This window comes from Kribbella sp. NPDC056345 (assembly GCF_042262745.1).
Lineage (GTDB): Bacteria > Actinomycetota > Actinomycetes > Propionibacteriales > Kribbellaceae > Kribbella.
In genome coordinates this window covers 76,338-91,227 of record NZ_JBHJQQ010000020.1, presented here as the reverse complement: position 1 = coordinate 91,227, position 14,890 = coordinate 76,338, and the positions used below count along the sequence as shown (strand labels likewise).

Annotated in this window: 18 protein-coding genes; 10 read left to right on the top strand and 8 right to left on the bottom strand. The window is 64.4% G+C overall.

From position 1 onward, the window contains the following. Window positions 1-19: 19 nt before the first annotated feature. Window positions 20-535 (bottom strand): hypothetical protein, encoded by a 516-nt coding sequence (locus ACFCV3_RS39660; RefSeq protein WP_376039815.1) that lies wholly within the window; start codon window positions 533-535, stop codon window positions 20-22. 85 nt (window positions 536-620) lie between these two features. Here ACFCV3_RS39660 and ACFCV3_RS39655 point away from each other — a divergent pair, with 85 nt between their 5' ends. Continuing rightward, window positions 621-2,141 carry a hypothetical protein gene (locus ACFCV3_RS39655; protein ID WP_376039812.1) on the top strand — a complete coding sequence of 507 codons (1,521 nt, stop codon included), beginning with the start codon at window positions 621-623 and terminating at the stop codon, window positions 2,139-2,141. A gap of 75 nt (window positions 2,142-2,216) precedes the next feature. Here the strand turns inward: ACFCV3_RS39655 and ACFCV3_RS39650 are convergent, their stop codons facing one another. The 5 genes from ACFCV3_RS39650 to ACFCV3_RS39630 form a co-directional block, all read right to left on the bottom strand. Continuing rightward, window positions 2,217-3,374, bottom strand: coding sequence for a protein-L-isoaspartate O-methyltransferase (locus tag ACFCV3_RS39650; protein ID WP_376039810.1), 1,158 nt, complete (start codon window positions 3,372-3,374; stop codon window positions 2,217-2,219). Continuing rightward, entirely contained in the window at window positions 3,292-3,702 is a 411-nt protein-coding gene (locus ACFCV3_RS39645) for a lasso peptide biosynthesis B2 protein (RefSeq protein ID WP_376039860.1), read from the bottom strand. The genes ACFCV3_RS39650 and ACFCV3_RS39645 overlap by 83 nt, the downstream gene beginning before the upstream one ends. Window positions 3,703-3,710: 8 nt before the next feature. Then, a complete protein-coding gene (locus tag ACFCV3_RS39640) occupies window positions 3,711-4,016 on the bottom strand; it encodes a PqqD family protein (protein ID WP_376039807.1) in 306 nt (101 codons plus the stop codon). Next, a complete protein-coding gene (locus tag ACFCV3_RS39635; RefSeq protein WP_376039805.1) occupies window positions 4,009-5,817 on the bottom strand; it encodes an albusnodin/ikarugamycin family macrolactam cyclase in 1,809 nt (602 codons plus the stop codon). The genes ACFCV3_RS39640 and ACFCV3_RS39635 overlap by 8 nt, the downstream gene beginning before the upstream one ends. A 203-nt stretch (window positions 5,818-6,020) precedes the next feature. Then, window positions 6,021-6,425, bottom strand: coding sequence for a hypothetical protein (locus tag ACFCV3_RS39630; protein ID WP_376039803.1), 405 nt, complete (start codon window positions 6,423-6,425; stop codon window positions 6,021-6,023). A 297-nt stretch (window positions 6,426-6,722) separates the two neighbouring features. Between ACFCV3_RS39630 and ACFCV3_RS39625 the strand changes: the two genes are divergently transcribed. From ACFCV3_RS39625 to ACFCV3_RS39615, 3 genes are all read left to right on the top strand, one after another. Beyond that, the gene (locus ACFCV3_RS39625; RefSeq protein WP_376039801.1) at window positions 6,723-6,893 is read left to right on the top strand and encodes a hypothetical protein; all 171 of its coding nucleotides are present in this window, start codon (window positions 6,723-6,725) and stop codon (window positions 6,891-6,893) included. A 709-nt stretch (window positions 6,894-7,602) separates the two neighbouring features. Further along, on the top strand, window positions 7,603-8,388 hold the full coding sequence (locus ACFCV3_RS39620) for a hypothetical protein (protein ID WP_376039799.1): 786 nt from the start codon (window positions 7,603-7,605) through the stop codon (window positions 8,386-8,388). Window positions 8,389-8,415: 27 nt separating this feature from the next. Next, a complete protein-coding gene (locus ACFCV3_RS39615; RefSeq protein ID WP_376039797.1) occupies window positions 8,416-9,336 on the top strand; it encodes an inositol monophosphatase family protein in 921 nt (306 codons plus the stop codon). A 92-nt stretch (window positions 9,337-9,428) separates the two neighbouring features. On the opposite strand, the gene ACFCV3_RS39610 is transcribed toward ACFCV3_RS39615, so the two are convergent. Both ACFCV3_RS39610 and ACFCV3_RS39605 read right to left on the bottom strand, forming a co-directional pair. Continuing rightward, window positions 9,429-9,794 (bottom strand): hypothetical protein, encoded by a 366-nt coding sequence (locus ACFCV3_RS39610; protein ID WP_376039795.1) that lies wholly within the window; start codon window positions 9,792-9,794, stop codon window positions 9,429-9,431. Then, window positions 9,794-9,991 (bottom strand): hypothetical protein, encoded by a 198-nt coding sequence (locus ACFCV3_RS39605; protein WP_376039793.1) that lies wholly within the window; start codon window positions 9,989-9,991, stop codon window positions 9,794-9,796. Before ACFCV3_RS39605 ends, ACFCV3_RS39610 begins: the two co-directional genes overlap by 1 nt. 142 nt (window positions 9,992-10,133) lie before the next feature. Here ACFCV3_RS39605 and ACFCV3_RS39600 point away from each other — a divergent pair, with 142 nt between their 5' ends. The 6 genes from ACFCV3_RS39600 (at window position 10,134) to ACFCV3_RS39575 (ending at window position 14,882) form a co-directional block, all read left to right on the top strand. Then, on the top strand, window positions 10,134-11,267 hold the full coding sequence (locus ACFCV3_RS39600) for a methyltransferase (RefSeq protein ID WP_376039790.1): 1,134 nt from the start codon (window positions 10,134-10,136) through the stop codon (window positions 11,265-11,267). Between the two features lie 170 nt (window positions 11,268-11,437). After that, a complete protein-coding gene (locus ACFCV3_RS39595; protein ID WP_376039788.1) occupies window positions 11,438-11,854 on the top strand; it encodes a YkvA family protein in 417 nt (138 codons plus the stop codon). A 36-nt stretch (window positions 11,855-11,890) separates the two neighbouring features. Beyond that, entirely contained in the window at window positions 11,891-12,145 is a 255-nt protein-coding gene (locus ACFCV3_RS39590) for a type II toxin-antitoxin system Phd/YefM family antitoxin (RefSeq protein ID WP_376039785.1), read from the top strand. Beyond that, entirely contained in the window at window positions 12,142-12,393 is a 252-nt protein-coding gene (locus ACFCV3_RS39585) for a type II toxin-antitoxin system RelE/ParE family toxin (RefSeq protein WP_376039783.1), read from the top strand. Before ACFCV3_RS39590 ends, ACFCV3_RS39585 begins: the two co-directional genes overlap by 4 nt. A gap of 492 nt (window positions 12,394-12,885) precedes the next feature. Continuing rightward, entirely contained in the window at window positions 12,886-14,481 is a 1,596-nt protein-coding gene (locus ACFCV3_RS39580; RefSeq protein ID WP_376039781.1) for a phytoene desaturase family protein, read from the top strand. Then, a complete protein-coding gene (locus tag ACFCV3_RS39575) occupies window positions 14,478-14,882 on the top strand; it encodes a TIGR03668 family PPOX class F420-dependent oxidoreductase (RefSeq protein ID WP_376039778.1) in 405 nt (134 codons plus the stop codon). Before ACFCV3_RS39580 ends, ACFCV3_RS39575 begins: the two co-directional genes overlap by 4 nt. The last annotated feature ends 8 nt before the right edge of the window (window positions 14,883-14,890 follow it).

Genomic DNA, 14,890 nt, shown 5'->3' with positions numbered 1-14,890 from the left:
ACGCTCAGGCTACCAAACTTCACTGCTTCGGTCGCCAATGACGCGCATCAGGGTGGAACGTCCGCCGCGAGATTCCCTGCCGGAGCTCTGCCGGCGTGTTCTGCAGTACCTCGTCCCAGGTCTGGAGCGCGTGCTTCCAGCCTTCTACCAAGCCGACGACGTCGAGGAGCCAGGCGCGTTCGATACGTGCATGGCCGTGACGACAGCCGACTGCGAACCACACAGGCGGACCGTTCCAATCATCGCTGAACCCCCAGTTCAAGAATCGCGGAAGGTCCCGACCGGACGCCGTACGGAAGACTGCAAGACAGCGCGCGCCGCCACCAGTCAGATCGAACTTGTAAACAGGGGCCAGCAGACACCCCCGGACTGGACATCGGATCACCAGCGTTCGCAGGCTTCGATGCGCGCGATCGTTCAACCTGCGAAGCTTCTCGCCGGCTTCGTTGGATCTGGCGACGTACTCGGCTCTCTCTGCTGCGGTTGTGGCTAAGGACGGCGGTGACAGCCAGCTGTCGTCGGTCGGTTCGTCCACTGCCACAGCGTACGACCGTGCTGATCCAAGTACAGGCGTGCAACGTTCACCCAGCTGCGTAAGCTGTTCGGCTGGAGACAATCTGGTGGCAGACGTGAAGGACATGCGGCAATCTAGGCTGGTGTCATCAGATGATCCGAACTTGGCGGCGCTAGCGCGTTCGTTCCTTAGCGCTGCGTGGTCGGCCCTGCGGGAAGAGCGCATCATCCCTCGCCCGCGGTTCGACAGCTTCATCCAGGTCGGGCAAGACTACGAGGGCGCGACCGTGTCGGACCTGCCGGAGTACGCAGCCCTTGAGGCAACGATCTGTAGATCGCACGCTCGATTTCAAGACGAGCAGCCGCTGGGGCAGCGGGACTTCGCAGCCAGCTATATCTACAGCTTCCTGGAGTGCTTCGTTGCAAAGGCACTACGCGCGGGAATGGGCGAGGCGACGGCTGGTCCGGAGATGGATGAATCCATCAGAGACTTGGAAGCCGCACTCGCCTCTGACGTCCGCGAGATGGTCAGTTGCCGGCTCGTTGTGCATCTGAACGTGCGCGGCGGTAGCCCTCTGGAGATTGGCGGTGTGAAGGTCGTGCCGGCGCGCGACGGACAACGCCGTGCGGTGCGGATCTTCGAGGCTGAGATTCCACGTTCAGCAGGTGTCTATCAGCGCGTCGACCCACAGGTTTACGGTCCACCCGAGAGCGTCGTGGTTGCTAGGGACTCCGAATCGCGGGGATACGAAGCCGATCGCAAAGTGGGTGCGAAGATCGATCGCTTCCTTCTGCTGGTCAGGCTTCTGAAGTCGAGTACATGCGCAACCGCATTCGGCATTGAGGGAGAAGGGGCAGAGGTTCGCCAGCTTGATCCTTATTTCCTTCACCCACGAGGACCCACTCCGGGGGTCCTCAGTGGCGCCGATCTGCTGCGACGTACGGCACTTCTTGACGAGCACGACGTCCCTCGTTTTGAGGGCTTGTCGACGCTGCTAGATGCAGTGCCCTACCCGCAGGGAGTGCTCATTTCGTCGTTCAGGATGGGGGTACAGAAGTTCCAGGTTTCGTTCCACGCCCATGCTTGGTACGAGCAGGTAGTCGACCTGGCGACCGCCTTCGAAGCGATGCTAGCTGGGGTGTCGGCCGCCGACGTGACGATGCGCCTCAAGTTCCGGGCAGCGTCTCTCCTGAGCGCGACGAACGACCCGCCTGGAAACATCTTCAAAGACGTCGGGCAGCTGTACGGCCTTCGGTCAAAGCTTGTACATGGCGGCAGTCTGACAGAGAAGGAGCTGAAGAAACTCATCTACACGGTCTCGACAGTTTCCGAGGATGAGGCATTTGGCACCGCGATCAGCCACGCGGTTGACCGTCTGAGGGACCTAGTCCGCAGGAGCATCCTGGTAAGACTCTGCCTCGCTGCGGAAGGCAGCACGATGTGGCCCCTGGGTAATGATGCTGGAGTAGACGCGAGCCTGGCGTCGCCGGAAACGGCCGATCTATGGCGGGCATCGTGCCGTCGTACGCTGCAAGGCTTCGGGGCCAGTGCCGCACTCGATCGTCCGGCGCCGGCGGTCTGGCATGTTGCGCGAGACGACTCCGGTGATCTCCATGAGCGGACTTAACGACGAGACGGTCTTGCCGTCGTGCGGCGCATCCGCCTCGATGCGCCGCACGCATGAAAGCGGCTCAGCGTTTTCCTAGTAGCGGCTCAGGTATGCGGAGACGGTCCATCCGTCCGGGTGGTCACTAATGTTTGCTTCCAGCGAATCGAGTCCAGGGCGGCCCGAGTCGTACCACTCTCGGATCACATCCTTCAGCTTCGCGACGGCCGGTGAGTCCTCGCGATTGCCGAGAAGCTGGCCTTCTGCGGTGAGGACGGCTGCGTTGTTCCCGCTGCTGAACCCGATAGCTGTGGTCCACTCGGGGGCTCCGGTGCCGAAGGCGGTGAGGTTAGAGCGCTCATTACCCTCGTGGCCGACGCAGTAGGCACGGAAGTCGCGCCAACGCTCGGCCTGTTCTTTTTCCAGATCGCTGAAGACGACTCTCTGGGAGTAGTCGGCGTCCCTGAGCATGGTGAGTGTGTTCGCTGGGTCGTGTTCTGGTGTCACGTCGCGCCAGGCGACCGATACCCATGCTGGTACTTCGCCCGCGGAGGTGGCGTCGACGAAGAAGAGCGGGATGCCGAGTGTGGTGTTGATCTCGACGCCCATATCGACGTAGACCGCAGGACCGAGTTTCGGGTCGGTCAGTTCACCTTCTGCCGCCACCGTTGCCGTGATGTGGCCGACGGTTCGGGCGACTGGTGCGATATAGACGGGGGTTGCGATGCGGGCGCCTGAGGCGCATTGAGCGACCCACGCGGCTGGAATGCGGGTAGGGGTCGCCCAGCCGATGATGACGTCGTACGGGCCGTTCTCAGGCGATCCCTGGTGCCCGTCCGCGGTGACCAGGGTCAGGTTGGAGACTCCGCGTTCGGCGTGTAGTTTGCCGGCGCGCTCGGTGAGGCTCGGGTCGATGTCGATCGATACGACGTGCCCATCTGATCCGACTATCTCAGCCAGGAGTGCACCGGTGTAGCCCGTGCCGGTGCCGATCTCCATGACTCGCATACCGGGCTTCGCCGCAGCTCTGGCGAGGTCTCGCTCGATGGCTGCCTGCGCGGTGGACTGCGGTACGGATCCCAGCTGGGGGTGGTTCGTGTAGTGCTGCCGGGGGACGGCCTGGACAGCGGTGGAGATCAGGTCGGACACAGCGTTCCCTTCGGTGCTGAGTTCAGATTCGGATGGTGACGTGGAACGGGCGGTCTGGGGTGTCCGGCTCGCCGACAGGTCTCTGATCGACTTCGATCCAAGCATGTGACTCAGCAGGGCTGAACCGGCAGCCGATGCACCATTCGACGCAGTGACCAGTGCTTGCGGCGAGGAGAACTGCGGTTAGGGACGACTCCATGCAGGCCGAGCGCCCCGGGAAGTGGTCGGCTGCCCAGTCCCGGGCCGCGATGATTGCCTCGGCCCGCTCTCTCGACAGGGGGCGGCGCCGGGTGGCGGCCTTGAGTGTGCGGACGATTGCCAGCGTCAACCGCAGCGGGGCTCGTCGTGCCAGCAAGTTCGCTATGCCGAGCATGGGAATGGCAGCCAAGCGGTAGCTCAACGGGGTCGGCGTCTGTGCGGCGGGCAGGGACATTTTCACGGTCACCATGTGGGCCTCCCGAGAGCCGGCTGGAGGAGCAGGCCGCGGTCGCAGAGGTCTGCGGTCAGTTTCGACATGTCGATCCAGACGTCGGCTCGGTCGGCGCAGTAGTGGTCCGCGATGGACTGGACGGCCAGGTCCAGGGTGGCGCCGTCGAGTAGCTCGGTGAGCAGGTGCGCGCCTGGAGGGTTGACTGCGAACCACGTGCCCTTCTTGCGGGTGTCGAGGAGCATGGCTCCTTCGGTGGTGATGGTGGCTGCGACGTAGTGCGGCAGGTGGTAGCCGTACGGGATGCGGAGGTCAGGCACGGGTGCTCACCCGAGCTCGGTGCCAGGTGGCTCGTGTTTGTGGCGTGGTTTGTAGCCACAGCTCGGTGGCGATCAGTGCTTCGAGGCTGGCGAAGCGTCCGGGTACGCCGGCGGAGATTCGAGCGAGGTGCCGCTGCGCGGCTGCGCGGTCGAGGAGGCCGTGGCTGGCGAGGACTGAGTGATCGAGGAGAACGCGCAGTGTCGTGATGTTGCGCCGTACGCCGCCGTAGGCGTTGCCGGTGTAGGAGCCTTTCGTTGGTCGTCGCAGCAAGAAGTCTGGGACCAGACCGCGGAGGGCGGCTTCGAGCAGTGGCTTTTGCACGGCGATGGACTGCAACTGGTGGGGCGCGATTGACATGCAGGCTCGTACGACGGCGTTGTCGAGCATCGGTGCCTGGGCGGGAATGCCTGTCGCCTGCAACTGAGCGGTCAGCTCGGCCTGGTAGGTGCCGAACTCCCGCAGTTCGTCCCACGAACGTCGCACGCTCGGCTTGCATCCGCCGGGGTACTGCTTCTCGCTGCCAAGCCGAGCACGTGCCGCGAGGTCTTTCCGTGCGTCAGGTGAAAGCCAGCCCGCAACGCCGAGCAACGAGTACCAGTTCAGGGCCAAGGTCCGACGGAGGTCGTCGTCCGGGCGCGCTTGTTCGATCGCGTCGGCGAGCTGGTGAAGGCCTTGGCGTTGATCGACGCGCGACAGCCGGACGGCCTCTTTGACGACCTTTGCGACCGGCCAGTGGCGAAGCCTGGCGCGCGCTGAGGCGTGTCGAAGAAGGACGGGAATCCATCCCGGCCGGACAAGATCGGCCAGGTAGGTCGACGGCGCGGTGAGGACTGCGTCTCCTCCAGAGCCTGTTAGGTGAAGGTCGGTGCCGGCCTCGAGGACCTTTTGGTGCAGGACGGACCGCATTGACCAGCGGGCTGCATCGCTGAACGGCTGATCGGTCCGAGGCCCGTCGAGAAGACGGTCGAAGAACAGCCCGTGAGTCCGGTTCTTCACCACGAGGTGCTCGATGTTGGGTGTAGTGGCCGCAGCTCGAGTCGCGTAGATGATGTCGTCGTTGCGGCTCGCCGGGTCGTCGCGCGTTGCTGCGAGGACCCGTTTCTCAGTTCGCGCCGCGAGCAATGCCAGGCTCGTGGAATCCAGGCCGCCGGAGAAGTCGGCCGAGATCCGCTCGACTGATCGCGCTCGAACGGCAGTGGCGGTCATCAGCGCGGATCGCAAATCTTGAACCGCATCGCCGAACGATGCGATGGGACCTTCGTCCTCGTACCGGACCACCCGAGGAAGCTCACCCGCAGCGATGACCAAAGCATGTCCGCCGGGAAGGCGCTGGACGCGCTCGTAGGTCGTTTCGGTGCCTGTGATCTCCGGAATGGTTGGGCAGGCCATTCGAGCGACGACCGCCATCAGATCCAGTGGCGCGCCAACAAGCTCTGCCAACGGCCCGGCCTTTGTCGCCCAAGCCATCGTGCCTTGCCACGGTGTGAAGAACACCGGTCTGCTGCCCGAGACGTCGGTCAAGACCACTTGGGCATGGCCGTCGTCTGCGGCGACCCAGTACGACCCCGGCCAGAGAGTCAGCGCTGACCAATCACCCCTGCTGACAGCGCTCAGGCCGGCGTGCAGTTCGGCGTCAGTCGCATAACAGTCCCCGCCGACCAGCAGCCGACAGCCCGCGTCATCGGTGACAGCTCGCCAGCGCTCAGCCGGAGTGTCGACCATCCAAACAGAGCGCTCGCCGCCCCAGACTTCCACGCCGCCTTGCGGCGCAGCATCAACGATGTTCCCAGCGATCCACATCTCACCCTCCCTCGGATGGTGCTGTGGCGGCCCTCAGGGGAAACGGGTCGCCACAGCACCTGGGCTGCTACTCGAAGTACCGGCCCTCGTCCTGGCTGTCCTCGGCGTACTTGCCGAGCGTCACCTCCGACGTCTCGCCCAGCTCGATCAGCTCAGGCGCGATGTACTGCTCCACGTCGTTCGTCATGCGATTCACCTCCCTCCTACGTCGATCCGATTTCGGCAGTGGTGCGACCGGCGGCGAAGCGCTCGACGCTGGCCGGGCTTGATGGGTATGGCACCCCTGGGGTCGCCGTGTCATTTACGCGTGCCATGACGCCGATCTCGCAGAGGCGTTCGTACGGGATGACGCTGCCGACGAACCACGGTCGACGGGAGACAACGATTGATTGTTTGGGGTGTGGTCGGCGCACGCCCGGCATCCTGCGACGCCAGTACACCCGGCGATGCACGATCGAGCCGTCCGACCAAGACGGAACGGATACATCGAAGCCGTTCTGTCCTGCGAGCTTGTTCCGGATCCAGCCGTCACCTTCTGGCGGCTTCCCAATCTTGTGAGTCTCCGTGGCCAGCGCGAGCCAACTCACGTGCGCGTATTGCCAGCCCATGGTGCTCTCACCTATATGCATCAAGTCATCCGACACGTTCGATTCCAATGGTCGATCGGAACCGGCCGGATGGTGCTCGCCAGGGCATGATCGCCCAGAACCATCCGGCCGGCCCTACCAAGGGCCGTCAGCCACTTGGTGTGGAACGGCTGGCGCGGACCGCCCTCATGTCAGTCGACGTCAGCCGGACCTGGGTCCTCGTCCGAGCCCTCCACAGGGGAGGGAAAGGCTCGGACGAGCTGGACGATCGACAGCGATCGTTCCTGGCGGTTACCCGCCGCGGGCGGATCTACGGTCTTGAGGCTGGACTCGCTCTGTGCGTATCTCGCGACCGGCAAGGCCAGCGATTCTCAGCTGCAAGACGTTGTAGTACTGCTCAGCCAGTTCGGCTGGCGCGATGTGTTCTTCGATGAGGTGCTTGCCGAGCCACAACTGAACCTTCCATTCGACCGGCTCCTCACTCATTGACCCGAGTTGGAAGCGGCTCACTGGTGACTCGCAGACTCTGGAAGCGACGCCGCATGGCGTCTGCATAGCGGTCAGCGACTGCCTGTTCGTCGATGAACTCGGCGATCGGGTGCTCACCAAACCAGACCTTCACTCGGCGCCTCTGGGGCACCACATCCGGTGTCACGGGCTTCCTCCCCTGCGGTACGACTGCTAACTCGATGCAACCACCGTGGCACCCGGAGTAGCCCGCTGACACCTGATAGGCGGAGCGATCACAGCCCGATTCGTGGGCATGTCCCATCCAATTGCCCATTCGGATGGGTAGAGTTGACGAACAGAGCCGCCGGAGGTTGAAAGGTCAGCCAGTTCTATGGGTCCGTCGAGATCGTCGCAGGCATCCGCGCAGAGCCCGCAGAAGCGTGGTCGGGAGCTTGCATCTCAAGGCAAGAAGCTGTGGGCTGAGAAGGGTTCGGTCAAGGGTGCAGCGCTGGAGCTCATGGCGCGATACCCCGAGGTTCCCAGTATGCAGGCCTACCGGTACGCCGCCGGACTGTCGCAGGATCAAGCAGCGGCGCGCTACAACGAGGTGGCCGGGAATCAGACCAGTCTTGGCGGCACATCTATCAACGCATGGGAGTCCTGGGCGCGACAGCGCGGCAGTGGGTCGCCTCCGTCCATCTCCAGCCTATTGATTCTGTGCTCGGCTTATGGCAGAGGTCCGACGGGGGTGACGGATGAAGAGATCACGCCGGCAGACCTTATCGCCGAGTCATACGAGCGACTTCCGATTGAGGATCAGCTCGCTCTCAAGTCCTACAAGAAGACGACTGATTCAATCCGCCCAGGAACGGGCCTTCCGGATGTGAAGGGCGCAAAAGGCTCTTCCTCCGCTCAGATATCGAAGTATGACCAGGTAGGCAGTGAATTCATACTTTCGGCCCCGACCATCGAATACGGAAACTCTGAGCTCGACGTTCTCACGCTTCCGAATCCCAATCCTGGGCGCCTGCTCGATCTGACCTGGACGACTTTCGGCTATGGCGTTGAACGGCTCTCGCGGCAGATCAAGAACCTCGGCAGGAGACTAGATGTTGATGCCTGCTTTGGGATCAACGAGGCCGGGCTTGTAATGGCCACGTTTCTCTCGTCGTCGAGGTTTTCGCGATGCCCCATCGGGTACCTGAGGTGCAACAAGGTCCGCGATGGGATCGAACTGGATGCTGCGTCGTACTTCCCTGATACCAAAGAGGCGCCGACCATCGTCATCTGCGACTTTGAGGTCAAGCATGCCGATGTGATTGGCTACATCGCACGCGAGTTGCGTACCCGCTACCCGAAGGCGGAACTCTACTTCGCAGTGTTTGGTGCGATGACGAAGGGCTCGGATCTGGAAGTAGGGAGCTTCGATGATCTGACTGGCGCTCAGATCATGCGGGCTGCGGACTTCGAAGCAGTCTTTATCGCGGCAACAATGAGTCCGCCAGGGATAGAGCCTCCACTAGAGCTAAGATAATCAAGATAAAGGGTGAGCAACGTGTCTATGAGTGAAATTCCGGAGCTGGCGAAAAATGTTGTCAGCATGGTTCGCTCTATGCTCGATGATCTGCGTCCTAAGCTCTTGAATGCAGCTCTCACGGGTAGCCGCGCCGAGAACGAGAATAATCGCCATGAGGACAACTTCCTGTCCGACTATGACCTTCTGATGCATGATCTTTACAAGCAGCAGTTCGCCGAATTAGTGCCGTCCTTTATCTACGCCTCCGAAGAGTCGGATCCTCAGGTGATCGGCTCTGATCAGGAGCCAGATCTGTGTGTACTTGTGGATCCCCTGGATACCAGCGAGCTCGCCGTGCGCGCCCTGCAAGGCTATACGCACATTATGGTCTACTCGATATCCTCGAGACGGCCCATCATCTCCGTCATCGGTGACATCTTCCACCACGTTCAGCTGTATGTAGCTGCTCTCGGCGATGACGGTGTCGATCGCGCCTTCGCGGTCACAAGGGCAGACGAGTGGCACGCGCTGACGCGTCGCCCGAGAGTCCCGCTGTCAGAGGCGCTAGTGACCAACTACCTGATGCGCCCAGAGGAGAGGTTCCTGCCCCTCGCTCGGCAAGAAGACTTCTTCAAGGCGCTGGGCGAAGAAGGCCCAGAAGGCAAGCGCAAGGGCCGGATCGGCGTCGGCCACGGTTCTGTCTGCCTGTGCCACGTCGCCGCAGGATTTACCGATGCCACGATCGAAATCCAGAAGGGATTCGCGGCGTGGGACTTCCTGCCAGGACACTACGTCTTGCATGCGGCAGGTGGCACAGCCATCGATCTCGAGGGCGCGCCGATCGACCTCGACTACGGGTTTAACAGTTTGAGCGAGATCACAGAGGCCATGGAGCGCAAGCAGATGTTCGTCGCGACGAGCGAACCTGCCCTCGCCGAAGAGATCCGCAAAACCTTCACTTTCTAGACCCTCATCGCATTCATGGCCATCGAGCGGCACTAATGCTCAGGCCCACAACGCAAGAAGCCCCCCAGCTGGCCAGGCTGGGGGCGTTGTCACTATGCGACGAGAGACACGACGAACTCGCCACCGTTGAGGTTGGCAACGATCTTGCCGACGTCTGTGTACAGGCGTACGGAGATCCGTGACTGTGAGGTGCGCTGGTTCTTGGCGATCTCAGTCTCGGTCCAATCCATCCCGTAGCGGAGGACCAGGGCCCTCCGCTCATTGACGGTGAGCCCGGTGTCGGTCCATCCGGTGCGGATGTCGGCGAGATGCGTCCAGAGGGTGTTGCCTTCCTTCTGGCTGACGGAGCCGCGGGGCATGTCGGCCGGCGGGGCGGATGGGACCGGTACGCCGAACACGGCGTCGGGGGCCCAGAGCGTGGGGAGTAGGTGTTCAACCAGGGCGCGGTCGTAGGTCACTAGGCGGCTCCACGGGTGTCGAGAAGCACTTCGTAGGAGACGACCTTGTCCTTCCTGCGGGCTTCGGTTTTGTAGAGGTCGGCCAGGTCGCGCACGCACTCTTGGAGGTCGGGCTTGGTGGCGACGAGAATCCGGGCTTCTTGCTGGAGGTCTTCGTTCGTCTTCTGATGGACGAGATGGGTCTGTTTTCGGTGCACTCGACGTCGCCGTAACGCCGGACGGTCAGTGGGTGTTCTTCGAGGTGAACCCGAATGGGCAATGGCACTGGCTCGCGGTGAAGGCCGGTGTCCCGATGGTGGAAGCTATGGCTGACGCCTTGCAGAGAAGGGACCAGTAGGCGTGAGCGACTGGACTGAAGCCGCAGACAAGCTCGCTGCGCAGGTGACCAGCGACGCGCCGGAGTGGCGCGACGCTGTGAGTGCCACGCCGCGGCATGTCCTGGTGCCGAGGTGGTGGGAGCCGACCCGGAAGCGTCCGTTCGAGTGGCAGTTGGTGGCACCGGATGCCGCAGATCCGTGGTCACGGGTGTACTCAGACGAGACTCTCGTTACCAGGGTCGGTGCGTTGCACGCGGACCACGCAGGGCCGGAGGGACGTGCGCACGGTGCCCCGACCTCGTCGTCAACCCTGCCGGGATTGATCGTCCGTATGCTCCATCTACTCGATGCGATGCCTGGTCAACGCGTGCTCGACATTGGTACCGGCTCGGGATACTCAGCAGCCTTGCTCGGCTATCGGCTCGGCGACGACAGGGTGACCAGCGTCGATGTTGACCCGTACCTGGTCCAGGTTGCGCGGGAGCTTTTGGCGACCTTCCGGCGGGCTCCGGAGATTGCGGCCGTCGACGCAACGGGCGAGGTGCCCGGAGACGACTACGACCGGATGATTGCCACGGTCTCGGTGCGTCCTGTGCCGGCCTCGTGGTTGTCCGCCTTGCGTCCTGGCGGCAGGATCGTGACGACCATCGCCGAGACATCGCTGTTGGTCTGCGCTGACTTGGGGCGCGACCGTGTTGCGCGGGGCCACGTCCAGCCTGACCCGGCGAGCTTCATGCGTACGCGGAGCACTGCTGACTACCCCGCTCGGCTGAACGAGGTCTATGCGGCGGCTCGGGACGCGGACGGCGACGAGGTGCGAAGTCTCACGCAGCCGGTGCCGAATCTCTGGACCGACTGGGAACTGCGGGCGCTCTACGAGCTGGACAGTGCCGGCATCGAGCACCGCTCGGCTACGGATGAAGACGAGCAAGCGATCGCGTGGCTTCTGGCCGCGGACGGATCATGGGCACGGGCCGAGGAAGCAACCGGGATGGTTCATCAAAGTGGTGAACGCCGGCTCTGGGACGATCTGGAGCGGGTCCGCGCGAGATGGGACGAGGCGGGTCGTTTCCCGCTCCATGAGTTGGCCGTCGAGTTCACCCCAGAGACGACGAGCGTCACCAGCCCGGACGGCCGTTGGACCATTCAGCTGTAAACCGCGTGCGCGACACACTCTCCTGACCTGCGGTCTGGCAAGGCGGGCCCGGACCTACTGCGCGCTGGATCGGGAGTCGCCTTGGTGCGGCGCGCCACCCACCACGTCCACGGGTGGGGGGATCACCCATCCCTCGGGGGATCGAGCTGTGAGACGACACAATGGGCTGGGTGACAACGTCGTGGTGGTCGGTCGTGGCGGGCGCCGTGGGTGGCGTGTTGCTGTTGTGGATAGCGCTGATCGGCGTGTTGTGGTTCGGTCGGCCCGATGAGCTGCGGATCCGGGATGCGCTGCGGCTGCTGCCCGACGTGGTGCGGCTGCTGCGTCGGCTGGCGGGTGACCGGACATTGCCTCGCGGGGTGCGGATCCGGCTCTGGCTCCTGCTGGCCTACCTCGCCATGCCGTTCGACCTGGTGCCCGACTTCATCCCGGTGATCGGGTACGCCGATGACGCGGTGATTGTCGCGTTCGCGCTCCGGTCGGTCGCCCGCCGCGCCGGCCCCGCGGCACTCGATCGGCACTGGCCCGGCTCATCCGACGGTCTCGCGGCCGTTCGCCGCCTCGCCGGACTCCCGCCGACCTCCTGATATCCATCCTCGGTCATGAAGTGTACAGTTCTGTACATGAGTGACACCTTGCCGATCACCGAGGCTCGCGGCCAGCTCGGGTCGCTCGTGCGCCGGGCCTCGGCTCGCCGCGAACGCACGACGATCACCGATCACGGCGAGGCCGCCGCGGTGATCATCTCCGCTCAGGAGCTGGCCGACCTCGAGGACCAGCTGGCAGTCGCGCTGTATCAGGCCGCGAAGGCGACCGGGCAGGTGCAGACAGTCCCGCACGACGAGGTTAGGCGCCGGCTTGGCATGAGCCAGGCGTGACCTATCAGGTCGTCTGGAGCGAACGTGCTCTGGACCAGGCCGCGGGCTACCTCGAGGAGGATCCCGACGGCCTCGAAGAACTCATGACCGCGATCGACGCGCTCGCAGATGAACCACGGCCGGATTCGTCCGTGGAGTTCGGTTCGCCCGGAATCCGCCGCATCGACATCGGCCGATTCCGCGTCCTCTACGACATCTACGCCAATTCCGTCGTAATCGTCGTCATCCACGCCAGCCAGCTCGGCTAGGGCGCCGGTAGCGACCCCGTTCGTCATTCCGGCCTCTTCTGAGTACGCCGATCGTGTACCGCTCGATGAGCTGGCCGTCGAGTTCACCCCAGAGACGACCAGCGTCACCAGCCCGGACGGCCGTTGGGTCCTTCAGCTAAACCGCGTGCTCGACACGCTCCCTGACCTGTGGTCTGGGCAAAGGGCGCCCGGGACCTACCGGTCGATGGGACCGGAGTCGTCTTGGTACGGCGCGCCACCCACCACGTGCAGGGGTGGGGCTCACCACGTGCGGCTTTCGTCCACGTTTGTGGGTGGGCGGTCTGCCTTTGCGTCGACCACGTGCACGGGTGGGGCTCACCATATGCAGCCTTCGTCCACGTTTGCGGGTGGGTGATCTGCCTTTGCGCGGTCGACCACGTGCAGGGTGGGCATCACCACACGCGGCTCTCGATCACGTGCACGGGTGGGGGATCACCCATCTTCGCGGGGGAGCGAGTTAAGGTCGTAGGCATGTTGCCGCGCAGTGTTGATGCTGTGGTGATCGGTTCGGGGCCGAACGGGCTGGTGAGCGCGATCGGGCTCGCCGATGCCGGTTGGGACGTGCTGGTGCTGGAGGCTGCGGGCACCTTTGGTGGTGCTGTGCGGTCGACGTCCAGTGATGGGTGGGTGAGTGACCGTTTCAGTTCGAACTATCCGCTGGGGGTCGCGTCACCGGTGATCCGGGGGCTTGAGCTCGAGCGGTTCGGGCTGAAGTGGGGGCACGCGCCGTTACCGCTTGCGCATCTGCTTGATGCGGAGGAGGGGACGGCGGTGGCGATCCACCCGGACCCCGAGGACACCGCGAAGTCGGTCGGGGCCGAGGATCCGGGTGATGGCGAAGCGTGGTTGCGGCTTTACCAGCAGTACGTCGCGGTGCGGGAGCCGCTGCTGAAGTCGTTGCTCACGACGTGGCCGCCGGTGTCGCCGGCGATCAAGCTGGTTCGCAAGCTCGGGTCGGCCGGTGAGCTGTTGCGGTTCGCGCGGTTCATGGCGATGCCGATGCATCGGATGGGTAAGGAGCTGTTCGCCGGTCCGCGAGGTGCTGCGTTGCTGGCTGGGAATGCATTGCACGCCGACGCGCCGTTGTCGGGCAGTGTCAGCGGCACGATGGGCTGGTTGCTGGCGATGCTCGCGCAGGACGTCGGGTACCCGGTCGCAGTCGGTGGATCGAGTGCGTTCTCCGGTGCGTTGGTTGCTCGGGCCGAGCGGGCGGGCGTGCTGTTCGCTTCGTCGATGCCGGTGAGTTCGGTCGAGGTGACCGGTGGGCGGGCGACCGCCGTACTGACTGCTTCGGGGGAGCGGGTCGCGGTGGAGCGGGCGGTGATCGCGGACACCTCGGCACCTGCGCTGTACGACGGACTGTTGTCTGGGGCAACTATCCCGGCCGGGTTGCGGCGGGATCTGGACGAGCGGTTCGAGTGGGACTACCCGACCGTGAAGCTGAACTTCCGGCTCAGCGGCCCGGTGCCGTGGAAGGCGACCGAGGCCCGGTCGGCCGGGGTCGTCCATCTCGGTGGCACGGCCGATGAGCTCGTGCATCTGTCGGCCGACCTGGATACCGGGCGGGTGCCGACGCAGCCGTTCCTGCTGATCGGGCAGACCACGAAGTCGGATCCGTCGCGGTCGCCGGAGGGTACCGAGGCGGTCTGGGCGTATGCGCATCTGCCGCGCGGGGTCGCGGATGATGAGGCGGCCGAGAAGCTGGCTGGGCGGATGGAGCGGGCGATCGAGCGGTTCGCGCCGGGCTTCGGCTCGTTGATCATCGATCGCGAGCTGCAGCGGCCGAGTGTGCTCGAGGCGGGGAACGCGGCGCTGGGCTTCGGTGCGCTCGGCGGCGGCACGATGCAGCTCCAGCAGCAGCTGATCTTCCGGCCGACGATCGGTCTCGGCAGTCCACGCACTTTCGTCAGCGGTCTGTACCTGGGCAGCTCGGCGATTCACCCTGGTGGCGGCGTCCACGGTGCCTGCGGTCATCTCGCGGCCCGTACGGCGCTGCGCGACGCGTCCCTGCTCGGCCCGGTCACCCGGTCGATCCCAGCAGCCGCACTGCGCCGCCTGCAGAAGTGAAGCTGTCCGAGTCGGCCTGCCGCGCCCGGTTCGCCGCCGCGCGGGTGGCCCGGCTCGCGACGGTCGGAGCTGATGGCGTGCCACACCTGGTGCCGGTGACGTTCGCGGTCGCCGGTGACGAGGTGTTCATCGCGATCGACCACAAGCCGAAGACCACCCTGAACCTGCGGCGCCTGCGCAACATCGCAGCCAACCCCGCGGTCACATTGCTGGTAGACGAGTACGACGATGACGACTGGACCCAACTCTGGTGGGTCCGCGCCGACGGAACCGCCCGGGTCCTGCACGAGCCGCCTGGCCCGGTGTTGCTGGCCAAGTATCCGCAGTACGTCGCGGATCCGCCGCGCGGGCCGGTGATCGCCGTACAGGTAGCTCGCTGGAGCGGGTGGACCTTCGCCTGAGCCGGCGG

What these genes read in the sequence shown, in the direction of transcription:
- ACFCV3_RS39650 (WP_376039810.1), bottom strand. Translation starts at nt 3,374, where the DNA reads ATGCTTGGATCGAAGTCGATCAGAGACCTGTCGGCGAGCCGGACACCC.
- ACFCV3_RS39645 (WP_376039860.1), bottom strand. Translation starts at nt 3,702, where the DNA reads ATGTCCCTGCCCGCCGCACAGACGCCGACCCCGTTGAGCTACCGCTTG.
- ACFCV3_RS39635 (WP_376039805.1), bottom strand. Translation starts at nt 5,817, where the DNA reads ATGTGGATCGCTGGGAACATCGTTGATGCTGCGCCGCAAGGCGGCGTG.
- ACFCV3_RS39630 (WP_376039803.1), bottom strand. Translation starts at nt 6,425, where the DNA reads ATGGGCTGGCAATACGCGCACGTGAGTTGGCTCGCGCTGGCCACGGAG.
- ACFCV3_RS39615 (WP_376039797.1), top strand. Translation starts at nt 8,416, where the DNA reads ATGAGTGAAATTCCGGAGCTGGCGAAAAATGTTGTCAGCATGGTTCGC.
- ACFCV3_RS39590 (WP_376039785.1), top strand. Translation starts at nt 11,891, where the DNA reads ATGAGTGACACCTTGCCGATCACCGAGGCTCGCGGCCAGCTCGGGTCG.
- ACFCV3_RS39580 (WP_376039781.1), top strand. Translation starts at nt 12,886, where the DNA reads ATGTTGCCGCGCAGTGTTGATGCTGTGGTGATCGGTTCGGGGCCGAAC.